The sequence below is a fragment of the Desulfoprunum sp. genome (assembly GCF_053613775.1).
Map to the genome: position 1 here is coordinate 360203 of NZ_JBSHXH010000004.1, position 15928 is coordinate 376130.

Consider the following 15928-nt stretch of genomic DNA (forward strand, 5'->3'; position numbering starts at 1 on the left):
GGTGAATGGAGTGGTTTGCCGTCAGACAGTAAGTCATCTGCCGGCGGATGCAAGACCGACGGTTGCCGATCCCGTTCCGGTCGCCGAAACGGGCGGTTGCCGGAGAAAGGGAAGCGGCAGCTGGCGTGGAGGTCTTTTGTCCTTTGGCGTCAGCTTTGACAGGGAGATGCCGAGAAGCCGGATCTTCCGCCTGCCGGCCTCGGTGCCATGGAGCAGGCGCGGGATATGATCGAAGATATCGTGCCGGTCATAAATCGGGGCGGGCAGGGTCAGCGAACGGGTAACGGTTACAAAATCATGGTAGCGGACCTTCAGGGTGATGGTCGCCCCGCCTTGCCGGTGTCGGGCCAGGGCGGTTTCAAGGCCTGCTGCCAGGGTGTGCAGGATGGCGAATATTTCCGTCAGATCGGCGGTGTCGCGATCGAGGGTGACCTCGCTGCCGATCGACTTGCGGAGCCGTGACGGCACAACCGGGCGAAAATCGCGGCAACGGACGATATCGTAGAAAAACGCCCCCGCCTTGCCGAAATGTCGGATCAGCTCCTCCCGGCTCAGCAGTCGCAGATCATGACCGCTATGGATGCCGAGCTGCCGCATCCGGCTCTCGGTGACCTGGCCGACCCCGTAGAACGTGCCGATCGGCAGGGCGTCAAGAAAGTCCTGGGCCTGATCCGGCAGAACGACCGTCAGCCCCCGCGGTTTCTCGTACCCGCTTGCCACTTTGGCGAGAAATTTGTTGCAGGAAACACCGGCCGAGGCGGTGAGGCCGGTCTCATGATAGATCCGGCGGCAGATCTCCCGGGCGATCAGGGTCGCCGATCCCTGGTGCCGTCGGCACGGCGAGACGTCGAGAAAGGCCTCGTCGAGGGAGAGCGGCTCCACCAGGTCGGTATACTCTCTGAAGATCGCTATCACCTGGCGGGAGATTTCCTTGTAGCGGGACATCCGCGGCCTGAGAAAAACCACCTCGGGACACAGCTGCACCGCCCTGGCGCTCGGCATCGCCGAGTGGATGCCATGGCGGCGGGCCTCATAGGAACAGGCGGCGACCACCCCGCGGCTGTCGGGAGAACCGCCGACGATGACCGGCTCGCCGCGCAGCTCGGGATTGTCGAGCTGTTCCACCGAGGCGTAGAAGGCATCCATGTCGATGTGGATAATCTTGCGATAGCGGGTTGCTGTCTGGTCGATCATTGTTCGATTCGGAGGTGCTGGTGCGTTATGACCTGAATGTTTGCCTCCAGTATACGACACCCCGCATTTTTTCTCATCACTTCAATATGGTGCGGTGAGACTCGATTATCTGGTATATATCGTTGAAGACGGACCGACGACGGTCTTTGGGTGGGATGGAGAAGGAGAAGGGATGAAAGTACATCAGGTTATCTGTGCCAGTGGTCTGTTTCAGGGGCTGCCTGAGCATCAAATCAGTGAAATTGTCGACATCGCCATCGAACGGACGTACGGCAAGGGCGAGTCGATCTTCTTCGAGGGCGATCCCGGCCACGGCTTCTATATGGTCGGGGAGGGCAAGGTCAAGATCTTCAAGATGTCGCTCGGCGGGAAGGAACAGATCCTTCACATCTTCGGCGAGGGCGAACCGTTCGGCGAGGTGCCGGTCTTTCACGGCCAGCCGTTCCCGGCATCGGCGGAGACCCTGGCGGCCACCAAACTGCTGTATTTTCCCCGCGACAAGTTTGTCGCCCTGGTCTCCAGGAACCCATCCATCGCCCTGAACATGCTGGCGGTCCTGTCGATGCGGTTGCGGCGGTTCACGATGCAGATCGAAAACCTGTCGCTCAAGGAGGTGCCGGCCCGCCTCGCCGGCTATATCCTCTACCTGCTCGAGGAACAGGGCCGGGAAGACAGCGTTGAACTGGAGATTTCGAAAGGTCAGTTGGCCAGTCTGCTCGGCACCATCCCCGAGACCCTGTCGCGGATCTTCGCCAGAATGACCGAGGAGGGGTTGATCGAGGTGGTGGGGCGGCGGATCAATATCCTCGATCGCCGGGGGCTCGAATCAAAATAGCGGCGGGGCTAGGCCGCCGAATCGGGGACCTGGTTGTTGAGGACGATATTCCGCAGGTGCAGGTAGCTGTCGAGCTCGAGTTCGGTGAAACGAACGGCGACGCCGGTATGATCCTGCCTGACCGTCCTGCCCTTGATCTGCAGCGACAGGATGCTGGAGGTCCCGGAGATGGTGATGGTGACCCGGCAGGGGACGTTGATCGGCACCGGTTCGCTGGTCCGGATGAAGATCCCGTCGAGGCTGATATCCCGCGACAGGGTGTTGCCGGCGAGGCTGCGGTCATTGAACTGCAGCTTGGCCGAGGTCTCCAGTTTGACCCGGGTCTTGGTGCGCTGTTCCGGTCGTTCCATGATATGATCGCTCTCTACGGCTGTCGGGCGAGTTCGATGGTGGTCGCTTTGAACAGATACCGATCCCGGTCGACGGCCACTTCCGGCGGGATCGCCGTGCGTTTGAAAAGGTCGTAGCCTTCCTTCAGGTTGCGCCAGTAGCGTTGCCATCTGCCGTCCTGGTGGTCCTGGTGGCGGCGCATGTTCTCCGCCGTCATCCGAAAGGGGAAGATATGAACCGCAAAGGATTCCTGGCCGTTGGCCAGAGCGGCGTCGGCGATGGTGTAGATCTCCTCCATCCGGTAGTCGGTCATCGCGAAACAGCCAACGGATGAGCAGCGGCCGTGCACCATCAACGCGTTCCCGGTCCGGCCGTTGAGGCGGTCATACTCGTTGGGATAACCGAGATTGAACGCCAGGTGAAACCTGCTCCAGGGATTGAGCTGAGCCGGTCCGACCCGGTAGAATCCCTCCGGGCTCTGTTTGTCTCCCTCCTTCTCCTTGGGACCGAGGTCCCCCGAATAATCGCAGATCCTGTAGGTCTTGAAGAGAACAAAACCGCTGCCCTGCAGGACCCAGATCTCGAGCTCATCGGATTCCTTGAAGATCCGCATGAAGATCGGCGCCCCGAGGCGAAGGGCTTTGTTCTCCATGGCCTGGGTGATTTCCGGGGACAGCCGCGTCACCACCTCCTGTGATATCTCGCTTGCCGGAGTCTGAACCATGGTGGCGGAGTGACAAATGCCGGTGTTGATGATTATCATCAAGATCAGGGCGCAGCTACATATCAATGGCTTCATCGGCTCGGCTTGTCACCTGGAGGACTCTAACCGGAAATTCGGTGTTGCGAGACGGAGAAAACAGCTAACAGCGTCTTAATAGAGCAAAAAAATGTGCGAAAGTCCAGCAGGAAGAGGATGAGGGACAGAATCCAGCGTTGGCGCGGCGGTGTTTGTCATCTTGGATCCGTAGCGGTCGGCAGCCTTCCCCCGCTTCTGAACGTGGAAGGAATCCGGCTCTGATTCAAAGTTATGGCGCCCCTGGTATCAACCGAAGATTCATCGGCATCATCGAAAGGATCGTGACCGGAACGGAAGGAGGAGGAAGCGGGCTGGGGCAACCGCTGTCACTATTCACTTGCCCCGGTACCAGACTGCAGGTAGTGTCGGAACTGAACGCTCGGTAAAATCATTTCATTCTGTCGAAGGAAGCTACCCCGCGATGGCCCTTGATCTCCATATCCACAGCACATTTTCAGACGGCACGATGTCACCGGCCGAGGTGGTCGGATTGGCATCGCGCAAGCGCCTGACAGCCATCGCCTTGACCGACCACGACACCATCGACGGATTTGTTCCGGCGCAGCAGGCCGCTGCCGGCCTGCCGCTCGAGGTCGTTGCCGGGCTGGAGTTCAGCGTCCTCCATCAGGGGACCTCGATGCATATTCTCGGATACCTGATGGATATCGGCCATTCCGATCTCAACCGGATGCTGGCCGATCTGCAGAAGGGGCGGCAGGAGCGCAACGCGAAGATCCTCGAGAGACTGCGGGCCCTAGGGGTAACGATAGAAGAGGACGAACTGCGGCAGGTATCGGTGACCGGCCAGACCGGCCGACCGCATATCGCCAGACTGCTCCTGGCGAAGGGGGCGGTCGGCACCATGCTCCAGGCCTTCGAGAAGTATCTTGGCCGAGGGGGACTGGCCTATGCCTCGCGTCCGGTTCCCACCGCCGAGGATGCCATCGCCGTTCTGCGGGCCGCTGGCGGTCTCTGCGTCATGGCTCATCCGCAGCAGATGGATCCGGACCTCAGCCGGTTGCCGGCATTGCTCGATATCCTGGTGCCGATGGGTCTCGATGGTCTCGAAGCCTACTATCCGACCCATTCGTCCAAGGCTCGCCGCAAGATAATCGCCGCAGCCGAACACTATGGCCTGGTGTTGACCGGCGGCAGCGATTTCCACGGTGACATCCGGCCGGGAACGACGATCGCCGGCGGCCGCAATGTCCACGTCCCCGAAGAATTGTTGCGGATCATGAAAGACCGCGCGGCAGCCAGATGACCACAGCAGGCAGTACCGGGAATGTCGAACTTCAATCAACCCGACAAGGTTGTTGCATGAGGGGATGGCATCACGATATGGTAGCGTATGGCAATTCCTCCTGGCTTCGGACAATCCGGTTCGGTATTGATACTCCGAACGGATCCAGATAATTTTTTGATGCAGGACTGTTTCCTGCGCATAGAGGTGCGAGTTTCCTATGTATTCGATCCTGATCGTTGATGATGAACCCAACTACCTGATAGTCATGTCGGAGCTTCTGCGGGACGAAGGCTTTGAGGTCTTCACCGCTTCGAACGGCCGGGAAGGGCTGCAGGTGGTCAAGGATGTCGATCTCGATCTCGTCATCACCGACATGCAGATGCCGGAGATGGACGGGATGCAGTTGCTCAATCATGTCAAGGCCCTCAACCGCGAATTGCCGGTACTGATGATCACCGCCTACGCCCAGGTGGAGAAGGCAGTGGCGGCGATGCAGGCCGGGGCCTTCAGCTATCTCGCCAAACCGTTTTCCAATGATGAACTGATTGTCACCATCCAGAAGGCGGCGCAGCACTACTCGCTGGTACGTGAAAATACCCGCCTGCGCAGTGAAATCCGCGGCAAATCAGGTTTCAGTGGGATGGTCGGCAAGAATCCGCGGATGCTCCAGGTCTACGAACTGATCGAAAAGGTGGCGCCGACCCCGGCCTCGGTGTTGATCTCCGGCGAGAGTGGCACCGGCAAGGAACTGGTGGCCAAGGCCATTCACGTGAACAGCCCGAGAGAGGACAAGGCCTTTATCACCGTCAACTGTGCCGCGCTGGCGGAGAACCTGCTCGAGAGCGAACTCTTCGGTCATGAGAAGGGGGCCTTTACCGGGGCGGTGGCGATGCGCAAGGGAAGGTTCGAGTTGGCCGACGGCGGCACGATCTTCCTCGATGAGGTCGGCGAGATCCCGCTGGCCCTGCAGGCCAAGCTCCTCAGAGCTCTGCAGGAACGGAGTTTCGAGCGGGTAGGAGGGACGAAGACCCTGACTGTCGATGTGCGGATCATCAGCGCCTCAAATCGCGACCTGAAGGAAGAGGTCATGCAGGGCCGGTTTCGTGAGGACCTCTTCTATCGACTGAATGTCATTCATGTCACTTTGCCGGCCCTGCGCGAGCGAATGGATGACATGCCTTTGCTGGTCGATTTTTTTATCGATAAATTTTCGCAAAAACTGGATAAAAAAGATCTCACCATCACCAAGGAGGCCTTGCGCCTGTTGATGACCCTGCCGTGGGAAGGAAATGTCCGCGAACTCGAAAACACCATCGAACGGGCGGCGATCCTCTGTAACGGCAACTGTATCGAGGCCGAGGATGTTCAGCCGGAATCGGTCAACATGGACACCCAGGCGGCCTGGAGCCGGGAACTGGATCTGCACCAGATCGTTCCGGAATCTGCCGGCCTCAACGACGTTCTGTATGCCGTCGAGGAAAAGATGCTGGTCGATGCACTTGAGGAGGCGAATTTTGTCCAGGCCAGGGCAGCCGACCGCCTCGGGATAACCAAGAGCCTGCTCCAGTATAAGATGAAAAAGTACGGGATTAAGAAAAAGAAATGAGCGTTGCCGGCATGGCATCGACGCTCGTATTGCGGTGATATGGAACCGCGTTGGTTGTGTCGGCCGTCAACGACAGCCAGCGTGGTCATGCTGCGACGGTTGGTGACTCAGAACCAGCGAGAGGGGGTGCAGGGTGGACAGCAGTTGCTATTTCTCTTCCCCACGTTATGCCTTCAGCCACCGATGGCGCTCGCAGTAAAGGATGGTTCATCTCCAACGTGTTTACCTTGGGTTGTGAAGATTGGCAACGATGAGTCTTTGCCGGCTGCCCCGCCATTCGAAATACACCTGCCGACACTCCAGACGAACGCTTGCAACGCATCCTTGAGCAGGGGCGGCAGAAAGCAGTAGTCCCTCCGTGCTATCAGGCCGGATATTTCCCTTCCATGTACTCCTTCAGATACTGGTTTTCCACGTCCCTTACCTTCAATTGCGCGTTGACTACGTCACCGATGGAGACAACGCCCTGCAGTTTGCCATTTTCGACAATCGGGATATGCCGGACCCGGTTTTCCGTCATTACGGCCTGGATATAGTCGATTTTATCTTCCAGCCTGGCGACTATCATATTGGTGCTCATGAAATCCTTGACGCTGGCGTGACGGATATTCTCGGGATCTTTGCTGACGGCCTTCAGGACATCGTTGGGAGCAAAAATTCCTTTGATGTCGTCATTCTGATCGACGACGATCAGCGATCCCACCCGATTGGAAAAGAACATGTTGATGGCATCCAGCACCTTGTTGTCCTGATGGATAGTGATCACCCTGCTACCTTTGACTGCCAGTATATCCTTCGCCTTCATTGTACTTTTCTCCTTAACTGGATTGACTCGTATGATGCATGCCCTTTCTTGTCGTTATATCGCTACCGGATAGAGGCTCAATGCCAATACGCAGATGGCGAGAATAAAGGCGCAGACTGGGGCCGATCGCGAGCCGCTGGTTTCAAACAGGTCATCCGCCTCATGAAAATACATGGCGATGATCAGACGAAGGTAATACCACATCGAGAGGATGCTGCTGATAATACCCAGAACCGCCAGGACGACTTGCCCGGACTGGTAGGCGGTGACGATGATGTAGAGCTTGCCCATGAACCCTGCAGTCGGTGGGATCCCGGCCATGGACAGGAGGAAAATGGTGATGGCCGCCGCGGAATATGGACGCACCTTGGCCAATCCTCTGAAATCGTTGAATTCTTTTCGCTTTTCGTCGGTGCCGGAGAGATAGGACAGCGAGGCGAAGATTCCGAGGGTGCTGGCTGCATACGCGGCAAGGTAGTAGAGGATCACCGAGCCGCTGAATTGGTCGCCGGACACGGCAATCAATGCGATCAGGAGATATCCGGTATGGACGATGCCGGATGCGGCGAGCATTCTTTTGAGGCTGTTCTGACCGATGGCGATAAGGTTGCCGGCAAAGAGGGTGAAGACGGTCAGATAAAACAGCATGTCGAGCCAGGACTCGCGGATATCGGCAGCGAGCAGCAGAACATTCGCGAGCACAGCGATAATGGCTGTCTTCAGGGCAGTTGCCATGAAACCGGTAACCGGTATCGGTGCACCGTCATATACATCGACAACCCAGGAATGGAAGGGAAATACGGTGACTTTGAAGAACAGAGCGAAGAGAATGAAGAGCAGACCTCCTGCCAGAGCGGGATTCTGCAATAAACCGTCTCTGCTGATCGTTGCGGCGATCGCGGCAAAACCGGTATCCCCCAGCGCCCCATAGACGAGGGCGATCCCCATCGTGAAAAACCCTCCGGCAAAGGCGCCGAGTATCAGATACTTGAGGACGGCCTCCGAACTTAAGATATTGCGGCGGTTGTAGCCGACCAGGGCGTAGATGGAAAGAGAGGCGGTTTCAAGGGCGATGAAGACGGTGATGAGTTCCTGGGCCATGGTGAGCAGCATCATGCCGCTGACGGCGAAGGTCATCAGGCTGAAGAACTCGAGGGACCCGAAATTGTTCTGGCGAAAGTAGCTGATGGCACTCATCGCTGTGAACAGGCCGCAGGCGATGATGATCATCGAGGCGATGCGGGTGAAATCGTTGACTGCCAGCATGCCGTTGAAAAGCGAGACGAAGGGTAGAACATCGTTCAATCCAATCGGTACCAGCTGAACGATGAATGCTACGGCGAAGATGCCGACCGACAGGGCCGATGCCACCTCGATGCGGATGGATTCAAAGGCCGACAGCAGCATCAACAGGATGGCGCCGATGGTAACGGTGAAGAGGGGGAGCAGGTATACGATATCACAGTTCATGGTCTGTCCATCCTCATTTCTGTTGCTGAATATGGTCAAGGGCGACATGGCCGGTTAATTGGCCGCTCCCCTGGACCGTGGCGATGTGAGATTGTGCGGCCGGTGTAATTCTGGCGATGAAGGGTTGAGGAAACACCCCCATGAACAGAATCAGCAGGATGGCCGGCAGCAAGGCCAGGGTCTCGCAGATGCTCAAATCTGTAAAACCATGTGTCTTGTCGTTGCTCTTTTCAAAGAAAACACGCTGGAACATCCACAGCATGTAGCAGACTCCGATGATCAGCGTGGTGGCGGCGAGCACACCAAGAGTGGTATCGAACTTGATCGCACCCATGATGATCAGAAACTCGCCGATAAAACCGCTGGTACCGGGCAGACCGACCGAGGCCAGCAGGGCGACAGCGAAAAAGCAGGCGAAGACCGGAGCCTGGCGGGCAATGCCGCCGAGATCGGAAATTTCTCTGGTCTGCAGTCGGTCTTCGATGATGCCGATGAGGAGAAAGAGCAGCCCGGTGCTCGTTGCATGGGCCATGATCTGATAAATGGAACCGGTGAGTGCCTGGATGTTCAGACAGAACAGCCCGAGGGCGAGGATGCCCATATGAGACGCGGAGGAAAAAGCGAGCAGGCGTTTCATGTCCTTCTGGCCGATGGCGGCGATGCCGCAGTATATCAGGCCGATAACGGCAGCCCAGGCAAGCGGCATGGCATAGCGGACCAACTCCGGACCGAAGACCGGCATGATGAAGCGAATGACGGCGTAGATACCGATTTTGGCCATGATCGCCGACAACAGAAAGGTGGCCGCGGCCGGAGCTTCAGTGTAAGCATCGGGAAGCCAGGTGTGGAGCGGAAAGATCGGGATCTTGATCGCGAAGGCGATCATGAAGGCGAAAAACGCAAGAGCCGCCGCTTTGTCGCTGAGTTCAAGCCCTGCCAGTCCGGCGGTTTCGAACGACCACACGCCGTACTGGCCGTGAAAGGCGACACCAAGGTAGATGATCGCGGCCAGCATCAGCAGCGAACCGGAAACGGTGTAGAGCATGATCTTGACAGTCGCCGCTCTGCGTTCCGGACCGCCGTAGATTCCGATCATGAAGAAGATCGGGATGAGCATGATCTCCCAGAAGGCATAAAACAGCACCAGATCGGCCGCACATATTGCTCCGGCCATGGCGCCCTGGGTGACCAGCAGGCTGCCGTAGAAGGCCCGCGGTCTGTCCTTCACGACGACAAAGACGATGGGAATAAGGGCTGCCCCGGTCAACAGGACAAATAGGCTGATGCCATCGACACCGATCCGGTAGGAGATCCCGACGGATTCAAGCAGCGCTCGCGTTTCGGCGAACTCGAGTTGGCCGCTGCCGGAGAATCCAAGGTAGACCCTGATCCCGAAGTACAGGACAACCAAGGATGCCAGTAGTCCGATCCTGCGGGCGGTCGTGGAACTGAATGGTATCAGCATTGCTGCCAGACCGACAACGATCGGCAGAAAAATCATGGTGGAGAGGACGTTTTCAAACATGCGGACCTCTTTCCTACTTGAATGATTGGGTGAGCAGATAGCTCATCACGCTCAGGCCGATGATCATGTAAATGGCGTAGACACGAACATAGCCAACCTGCAGCAACTTGAAGCTGGAGCCGAACTGGCGATAGAACCAGACGATCAACTGCACCGGTCCGTCGGTGATATGGGCATCGATGTAATTGCCGATTGCCGATCCTATGGCCTTGTACGGCCGCACAAACAGTACATCATAAAGTTCATTGATCCGGAACGTATGATAGGCGAAACTGGAGAAGCCGCTATAGACAGGTTCCACAGCCCCCTTGCCGAATTTGCGATAGGCGATGAAGATGCCGATCGCGAAGGCGGCGACACTGGCGGCTATGGCGATGATCTCCGTGCTGTGCGAGGCCTCGTGGGGATGCTCGGCAAGACTTGGCGCCAGCCAGTGGGTGACCTGCTGCGAACCGCCGAACAGCGCCGGCAGGTTGAGAAAGCCGGCGAACAGGGCACCGATGGCGAGGATAACCAGCGGCACAGTCATGACGGCGGGCGGTTCGTGAGCGTGCTCATAGGCATGGGCATCACGAGGACTGCCATGGAAGACGACGAAGATCATCCGGAAGGTGTAGTAGGCGGTCATGCCGGCGACCAGGACCCCGACCAGCCAGATCCCCGTCTGGCCTGAGGCCAGCGCCGAGTAGAGAATCTCATCCTTGCTGAAAAATCCTGAAAAGGGCGGACAGCCGGCGAGGGCCAGTGAACCGATCAGCATCGTCTTGTAGGTCAGTGGCAGTTTGCTCTTGAGGCCACCCATCTTCCAGATGTTCTGCTCGTGGTGCAGGGCATAAATCACCGACCCGGCGCCGAGGAACAGCAGGGCTTTGAAGAAGGCATGCGTGAAGACATGAAAGATTCCGGCCGAATAGGCGGCGAGACCGACACCGGCGAACATGTAGCCGAGTTGACTGACGGTCGAATAGGCCAGCACCTTCTTGATGTCGTTCTGGAACATGCCGTAGATCGCTGAGACCAGGGCAGTGAGGATGCCGATCCAGGCAACGACCAGACCGACGGTCGGAACATGAACGTAGAGAAAGCTGAAACGGGCGACCATGTAGACACCGGCGGTAACCATGGTCGCAGCGTGGATCAGGGCCGAGACAGGGGTCGGGCCGGCCATTGCGTCCGGCAACCAGACGTAAAGAGGGATCTGGGCCGACTTTCCCGTAGCGCCGACAAAGAGCAGCAGGCACACCAGGGTGACGGTGGCCGGTGCCAGCAGATGAGCGTTGGCTTTCAGCGAGATATAGTCGAATCCGGATCCGCCGATTGCCCAGAACAGGAAGGCCATGCCGAGGACGAAACCGAAGTCGCCGATGCGGTTGACGATGAATGCCTTGTTCCCGGCGAGGACATTGCTCCGGTCTTCGCTATAGTAGCTGATCAGCAGATAGGAACAGAGTCCGACACCCTCCCAGCCGACGAACATCACGACCGGTCCGTTGCCGAGGACGAGTATCAGCATGCTGCCGAGAAACAGGTTGAGGTAGGCGAAGAACTTGGCGAAGCTTTCATCGCCGGCCATGTACCCGATCGAGTAGATGTGGATCAACGAAGCGGTGAAGGTGACGAACAGCAGCATCAGCGAGCTGAGCGGGTCGGCGAAAAATCCCATGCTGACATGCATTTCCCCGACCTCGAACCAGGTGAAGACCTCGTGCGTGAGAGCGCGGGTATCGACAGGCAGGCCATTCAGGTCGAGAAAGACCTTCACTGCCAGAACGAAGGTCAAGATCGGTGTCGTACAGCCGAGAACGGCATAAAGTTTATCCGGTAGACGCTTTTTCTTGCAGGTTGCAAGGTGCAGGATACCGACCAATGCCGCGCCGATGAGCGGCAACAGCGGGATCATGCCGAGATATGAGACATTCTGGGCCATCTGGTCACCCCTTCAACAAGCTGAAGACATTGGTGTCGACCTTGCCGGTGTGCTTGTGCAGCAGGATGACAACGGCAAGGGCGAGGGCCGCCTCCGCGGCGGCAACCGCCATCACCAGCAGGGCGAGAACGTGTCCATCCATGTTCTCATGCAGGCGGGCGAGGGCGATGAACGCAAGGTTGGCGGCATTCAGCATCAGTTCGACCGACATAAAGACGGTAAAAACGTTGCGCCTCGAGATGACTCCGAGAATACCGAGGCAGAAGAGCAGGATGCTGAGGGACAGGTAATCATGGATCATTGGGTTATCTCCTTTTTCCCGGCAAGAACGACGGCACCGACCAGGGCGACGAGAAGCAGGATCGAGACGATCTCAAACGGCAGCAGCCAGTCACGGAACAGCACCATGCCGACCGACTTGACATTGCCGAAACCGTTGCCGACGATGTCGATTTCTCCCCCCGGCAGGGTACTGACGATCTTCAGCAGGAGGAGGCCGATCGGAGTGACCGCCAGACACCCGCCGAGGAGATAGGCCCATTTGCCTTTTTCATCCGGGATGTCGGCAGGCTGGATATTGAGGAACATAATTATAAATATGATCAGGGACATGATCGCCCCGGCATAGACAATCAACTGCAGGGCAAAGAGCAGTGACGCTGAGAGCAGTGAGTAGAGCCCCGCCAGCGACACCAGGGTTACCACGAACCACATCGCCCCGTTCATCGGATGCCGACTGAGGATCAAACCGAGGGCGCCGAGCACCGACACGGTGGCAAAAGCGTAGAACAGCCATTGACTGAGCATGGTATCACAGCCCCCTTTTTCTGTAGTCTTCTTCGCTGAAAGCGCCCGGCGTGGCCAGCAACTCATCCATTCCTTTGACCAGGGAACTACGTTCAGAGGAGATGACGGAGTAGATGCCGGTGTCCATGCGGATGGCGTCCATCGGACAAGCCTCGACACAATAACCGCAATAGATACATTCAAGTAGATCAATCTCAAACCGTACGGGCATCTTTTCCGATTTGCCGTCCACTCGTTCGGCCGCCTCGATGGAGATGCAGTGGGAAGGGCAGTTGGTCTGGCACATGAAGCAGGCGACACATTTGACCGTCCCGTCATCATGGGTGGTGAGTCGGTGCCGTCCCCGCCAGCGCGGGGTGATCTCCGGCTTGACCTCCGGGTAGTGGCGGACATAGGATTTCGAGTTGTCGAGCAGGATCCGCCAGAAATGGTCAAAGGTCGTGCGCATCCCTCTGAACACCTCGATCAGATAGAGCCTCTCGATGAAAGTGGAACCTTGACGTTCCAAGGTCTTGATTTTTACAGTCATGGAATTCCTCTTCAACTCAGAGCAACGACAACGGCGCTGGTGATAAAGATGTTCACGAGGGACATCGGCAGGAGAATCTGCCAACCGAGTTTCTGCAGTTGATCATAGCGGAACCGCGGCAGCGTCCAACGTACCCAGACATAAACAAAACACATTATTGTAGCCTTCAACAGGAAGGTGGCCATCTGCAGCAGCACTACAAAAATCCGAACTCCGTCTGCACTGGGGTTGATTACCACCAGGGTAAGAAGAATGAGTTCGACGGCAGCGGCGAGGATCCAACAGATCTTGATATAGACATTCGCTTCACGGACAAGGGGATCGTTCGGCCGATAGTAGTGGCTGACGTTGTTTTTCCGGATCCAGTTGGTAAAATAATAGGTTATGACCGGCAGCAGCAGCATCAGCACGATGGCAATGGGCTGGGCGTAGGCGACCATGGTCTCGGTGGCGAGCCAGGGGATCTGGTAGCCACCAAAAAAGAGGGTGACGATGATCGCACTCGAGGCGAACATCGCGACATACTCACCAAGGAAAAACATGCCGAATTTCATTGAACTGTACTCAATATGGAAACCGGCGACGATTTCGCTCTCGCCCTCGGCGAAGTCGAAGGGGGTGCGGTTGGTTTCGGCAAAGGCGGCGACGATGAATATGACGACGCCGAGCGGTTGGAGAATCACCCCCCACATCGGGATGAAACCGAACAGCAGCTGTCCCTGAAATCTTGCGATTTCACTGAGATTGACCGTGCCGTAGACCACCAGCAGGCTGACGACGGCGAGGCCCATCGGGATTTCATAGGCGATGACCTGTGCGGCTGATCGCAATCCACCGAGGATGCCGTATTTATTATGCGACGACCACCCGGCGAGGATGATGCCGTAGACTGCGAAACCTGTGCAGGCGAGGAACCACAGAATACCAATGTCGAACGGTATGGTCTGCATTATATAGCTCCTGCCGCCCAGCACCAGGGTGTCGGCGAAGGGAATCGCCGCGAAGGAAACCAGGGCGGTGAAGAAGACCAGTACCGGCGCCAGGACGAAGTAGAATCTATGCGGTATATGCCCGGCGATCATATCCTCTTTGAAGATCAGCTTCACTCCATCGGCGAGATTCTGCACCAGTCCGCCGAAGCGAAAGCCGAAAATATTGCAACGGTTTGGACCCAAGCGATCCTGAATAAATCCGGCACCACGACGCTCCATCCATACCCCGATCGCAATGAAGCAGATCGGGATGAAGGCGCCGAAGGCGACCCGGAGGACGACCAGCAGGATATCAAGCTGTGACATGATCGGTCTCCTTCTCCTTCAAATTCAATCCGGCAGTGGGAAAAGCGCTAGCCTCGATTCCGGCGAGGACCGGGATGGCCTCCTGCATCGCCTTGGAGATGGCGGCCTCATCGGTCATCGTTCCGCCCAGCAGGCGAACCACCTCTATCAGGTTCGGAGCCGGATCGTTTTTTACCACAGCAGCCGAGAATCGCTGCACTATCTGGTCTTGGTTGATAATCGTCCCGCCATACTCGCTGTAGGAGGAGACGGGAAAGGCGACTGTCGCCTTGCGGGTGAGACTGTTGTCATGACTGCTGACGGCGATGACGTTCAAGGCCGAAAGTCTCTCGGCGAAAGCGCCGTTCGCCTCGCTGCGCTGCAGATCGTTGTTGAAATTGACGAGCAGATCCGCCTCGTTCAAGGCCTGTGTGAAGGCTTCCAGCGAGGTATCGATCCCAAGGGCGGAGAGGCCGGTGCGATTGGCGGATTTGTCATCCCGGATGAGGAAGTCGTCACCGTCGCCTTTGATGATATAACTGTCGCTGTAGCCCGAAAGCCTGCCTTTACGGGTGGCGGCCAACGCCTTGATGGCGATCATCTGCTCGATGGTGCAATTGGGTGAGACGAGAAAGAGCGGCTTGCGGGCATTTTCCACCTTGCGGCGGGCGGTCTCCACTGCCTGATCGATGGTACAGTCTTTGCCGTCGAGACGGGTCACGGACAGGCGACCTTCATTCTCCTGATGGTAACTCAAACGACCCGCGTCGCAGATGAAATAGCCGTTGACCAGTTGATTGTGGCGTGGTCGAAAGCGGTAGATTCGATCGTCACCGCCTTTCTCGCGGTTATGATCGATGAAGATATTGCAGCCCTTGGCGCAGCCATGGCAGATTCCGGGCGATCTTGTCAGGAACCAGGCCCGTTGCTTGAAGCGGAAATCCTTGCTCGTCATCGCCCCGACCGGGCAGAGGTCGACGACATTGAGAGCGTAGCGGTTGTTGAGTTGTCTGCCGGGAAATGTCGTTACCCGGGCCTCGTCGGAACGGTTGACGATGCCGAGTTCGCCGGTCTTGGTGATCAGGCGGGTGAAGCGGACGCACCGGGCGCAGAGAACGCAGCGCTCCTGATCATGGATGACGCCGCAGCCGAATTCCATCTTCTTCCCTTTGAGCACCTGGGGCACCCGCATCCGGCTCGCCTGGTGGTCATAGGACATGTAGTAATCCTGCAGGGTACATTCGCCGGCCTGATCGCAGACTGGACAGTCGGTCGGGTGATTGATCAATTCCAGTTCCATGACATCATGCTGGATCTTCTTGATCTTCTCGGTGTCGAGCTGAACTTTGAGTCCTGCCGAGACCGGGGTCTTGCAGGCAGGGACGAGCGGCGGTCGGCCGTCTTCGATGCCGACCAGGCACATGCGGCAATTGCCGTCCGCACCCAGGGCCGGATGATAGCAGAAGTGGGGAATCTCGATGCCAATCACCTTGAAGGCATCGATAAGGTTCTTCCCTGATTCCACTTCGACCTCTTGTCCGTTGACAAAGAGTTTTACCGTCTCAGCCATGATGGTTC

15 protein-coding genes are annotated in these 15928 nt (G+C 57.4%); 3 read left to right on the forward strand and 12 right to left on the reverse strand.

From position 1 onward, the window contains the following. Nucleotides 1-33: 33 nt before the first annotated feature. Nucleotides 34-1194, reverse strand: coding sequence for a DNA polymerase IV (gene dinB, locus ACWGKN_RS05675; protein WP_424256142.1), 1161 nt, complete (start codon nucleotides 1192-1194; stop codon nucleotides 34-36). Nucleotides 1195-1366: 172 nt separating this feature from the next. On the opposite strand from dinB, the gene ACWGKN_RS05680 reads away from it, so the two are divergent. Further along, nucleotides 1367-2029, forward strand: coding sequence for a Crp/Fnr family transcriptional regulator (locus ACWGKN_RS05680; protein WP_035229232.1), 663 nt, complete (start codon nucleotides 1367-1369; stop codon nucleotides 2027-2029). Between the two features lie 8 nt (nucleotides 2030-2037). Here the strand turns inward: ACWGKN_RS05680 and ACWGKN_RS05685 are convergent, their stop codons facing one another. Both ACWGKN_RS05685 and ACWGKN_RS05690 read right to left on the reverse strand, forming a co-directional pair. Next, nucleotides 2038-2379 (reverse strand): PilZ domain-containing protein, encoded by a 342-nt coding sequence (locus tag ACWGKN_RS05685; protein ID WP_035229230.1) that lies wholly within the window; start codon nucleotides 2377-2379, stop codon nucleotides 2038-2040. A gap of 14 nt (nucleotides 2380-2393) precedes the next feature. Next, entirely contained in the window at nucleotides 2394-3158 is a 765-nt protein-coding gene (locus tag ACWGKN_RS05690) for a L,D-transpeptidase family protein (RefSeq protein ID WP_452094857.1), read from the reverse strand. A gap of 421 nt (nucleotides 3159-3579) precedes the next feature. Here ACWGKN_RS05690 and ACWGKN_RS05695 point away from each other — a divergent pair, with 421 nt between their 5' ends. Both ACWGKN_RS05695 and ACWGKN_RS05700 read left to right on the forward strand, forming a co-directional pair. Next, entirely contained in the window at nucleotides 3580-4422 is an 843-nt protein-coding gene (locus ACWGKN_RS05695; protein WP_035229227.1) for a PHP domain-containing protein, read from the forward strand. Nucleotides 4423-4621: 199 nt separating this feature from the next. After that, a complete protein-coding gene (locus ACWGKN_RS05700; protein WP_035229225.1) occupies nucleotides 4622-6010 on the forward strand; it encodes a sigma-54-dependent transcriptional regulator in 1389 nt (462 codons plus the stop codon). Between the two features lie 364 nt (nucleotides 6011-6374). Here ACWGKN_RS05700 and ACWGKN_RS05705 read toward each other — a convergent pair whose 3' ends face one another. Genes ACWGKN_RS05705 through ACWGKN_RS05745 form a run of 9 tightly spaced genes read right to left on the reverse strand, consistent with a single transcriptional unit; the run spans nucleotide 6375 to nucleotide 15920 of the window. After that, a complete protein-coding gene (locus ACWGKN_RS05705) occupies nucleotides 6375-6815 on the reverse strand; it encodes a CBS domain-containing protein (RefSeq protein WP_035229222.1) in 441 nt (146 codons plus the stop codon). 54 nt (nucleotides 6816-6869) lie between these two features. After that, nucleotides 6870-8285, reverse strand: a complete 1416-nt coding sequence (locus ACWGKN_RS05710) for an NADH-quinone oxidoreductase subunit NuoN (RefSeq protein ID WP_052159920.1) — start codon at nucleotides 8283-8285, stop codon at nucleotides 6870-6872. 13 nt (nucleotides 8286-8298) lie between these two features. After that, complete coding sequence (locus ACWGKN_RS05715) at nucleotides 8299-9810, reverse strand: NADH-quinone oxidoreductase subunit M (RefSeq protein WP_052159919.1); 1512 nt, start codon at nucleotides 9808-9810, stop codon at nucleotides 8299-8301. Between the two features lie 13 nt (nucleotides 9811-9823). After that, nucleotides 9824-11737, reverse strand: a complete 1914-nt coding sequence (gene nuoL / locus ACWGKN_RS05720; protein ID WP_452094858.1) for an NADH-quinone oxidoreductase subunit L — start codon at nucleotides 11735-11737, stop codon at nucleotides 9824-9826. Between the two features lie 4 nt (nucleotides 11738-11741). Continuing rightward, the gene (gene nuoK / locus ACWGKN_RS05725) at nucleotides 11742-12038 is read right to left on the reverse strand and encodes an NADH-quinone oxidoreductase subunit NuoK (RefSeq protein WP_035229216.1); all 297 of its coding nucleotides are present in this window, start codon (nucleotides 12036-12038) and stop codon (nucleotides 11742-11744) included. Continuing rightward, nucleotides 12035-12544, reverse strand: a complete 510-nt coding sequence (locus ACWGKN_RS05730; RefSeq protein ID WP_035229213.1) for an NADH-quinone oxidoreductase subunit J family protein — start codon at nucleotides 12542-12544, stop codon at nucleotides 12035-12037. The genes nuoK and ACWGKN_RS05730 overlap by 4 nt, the downstream gene beginning before the upstream one ends. A gap of 4 nt (nucleotides 12545-12548) precedes the next feature. Then, a complete protein-coding gene (locus ACWGKN_RS05735) occupies nucleotides 12549-13073 on the reverse strand; it encodes a NuoI/complex I 23 kDa subunit family protein (RefSeq protein ID WP_035229209.1) in 525 nt (174 codons plus the stop codon). Between the two features lie 11 nt (nucleotides 13074-13084). Beyond that, complete coding sequence (locus ACWGKN_RS05740) at nucleotides 13085-14371, reverse strand: complex I subunit 1/NuoH family protein (RefSeq protein ID WP_035229207.1); 1287 nt, start codon at nucleotides 14369-14371, stop codon at nucleotides 13085-13087. Further along, nucleotides 14358-15920, reverse strand: coding sequence for a 2Fe-2S iron-sulfur cluster-binding protein (locus tag ACWGKN_RS05745; RefSeq protein ID WP_052159918.1), 1563 nt, complete (start codon nucleotides 15918-15920; stop codon nucleotides 14358-14360). Before ACWGKN_RS05745 ends, ACWGKN_RS05740 begins: the two co-directional genes overlap by 14 nt. Nucleotides 15921-15928: the final 8 nt, after the last annotated feature.

What these genes read in the sequence shown, in the direction of transcription:
- dinB (WP_424256142.1), bottom strand. Translation starts at nt 1,194, where the DNA reads ATGATCGACCAGACAGCAACCCGCTATCGCAAGATTATCCACATCGAC.
- ACWGKN_RS05680 (WP_035229232.1), top strand. Translation starts at nt 1,367, where the DNA reads ATGAAAGTACATCAGGTTATCTGTGCCAGTGGTCTGTTTCAGGGGCTG.
- ACWGKN_RS05685 (WP_035229230.1), bottom strand. Translation starts at nt 2,379, where the DNA reads ATGGAACGACCGGAACAGCGCACCAAGACCCGGGTCAAACTGGAGACC.
- ACWGKN_RS05690 (WP_452094857.1), bottom strand. Translation starts at nt 3,158, where the DNA reads ATGAAGCCATTGATATGTAGCTGCGCCCTGATCTTGATGATAATCATC.
- ACWGKN_RS05695 (WP_035229227.1), top strand. Translation starts at nt 3,580, where the DNA reads ATGGCCCTTGATCTCCATATCCACAGCACATTTTCAGACGGCACGATG.
- ACWGKN_RS05700 (WP_035229225.1), top strand. Translation starts at nt 4,622, where the DNA reads ATGTATTCGATCCTGATCGTTGATGATGAACCCAACTACCTGATAGTC.
- ACWGKN_RS05705 (WP_035229222.1), bottom strand. Translation starts at nt 6,815, where the DNA reads ATGAAGGCGAAGGATATACTGGCAGTCAAAGGTAGCAGGGTGATCACT.
- ACWGKN_RS05710 (WP_052159920.1), bottom strand. Translation starts at nt 8,285, where the DNA reads ATGAACTGTGATATCGTATACCTGCTCCCCCTCTTCACCGTTACCATC.
- ACWGKN_RS05715 (WP_052159919.1), bottom strand. Translation starts at nt 9,810, where the DNA reads ATGTTTGAAAACGTCCTCTCCACCATGATTTTTCTGCCGATCGTTGTC.
- nuoL (WP_452094858.1), bottom strand. Translation starts at nt 11,737, where the DNA reads ATGGCCCAGAATGTCTCATATCTCGGCATGATCCCGCTGTTGCCGCTC.
- nuoK (WP_035229216.1), bottom strand. Translation starts at nt 12,038, where the DNA reads ATGATCCATGATTACCTGTCCCTCAGCATCCTGCTCTTCTGCCTCGGT.
- ACWGKN_RS05730 (WP_035229213.1), bottom strand. Translation starts at nt 12,544, where the DNA reads ATGCTCAGTCAATGGCTGTTCTACGCTTTTGCCACCGTGTCGGTGCTC.
- ACWGKN_RS05735 (WP_035229209.1), bottom strand. Translation starts at nt 13,073, where the DNA reads ATGACTGTAAAAATCAAGACCTTGGAACGTCAAGGTTCCACTTTCATC.
- ACWGKN_RS05740 (WP_035229207.1), bottom strand. Translation starts at nt 14,371, where the DNA reads ATGTCACAGCTTGATATCCTGCTGGTCGTCCTCCGGGTCGCCTTCGGC.
- ACWGKN_RS05745 (WP_052159918.1), bottom strand. Translation starts at nt 15,920, where the DNA reads ATGGCTGAGACGGTAAAACTCTTTGTCAACGGACAAGAGGTCGAAGTG.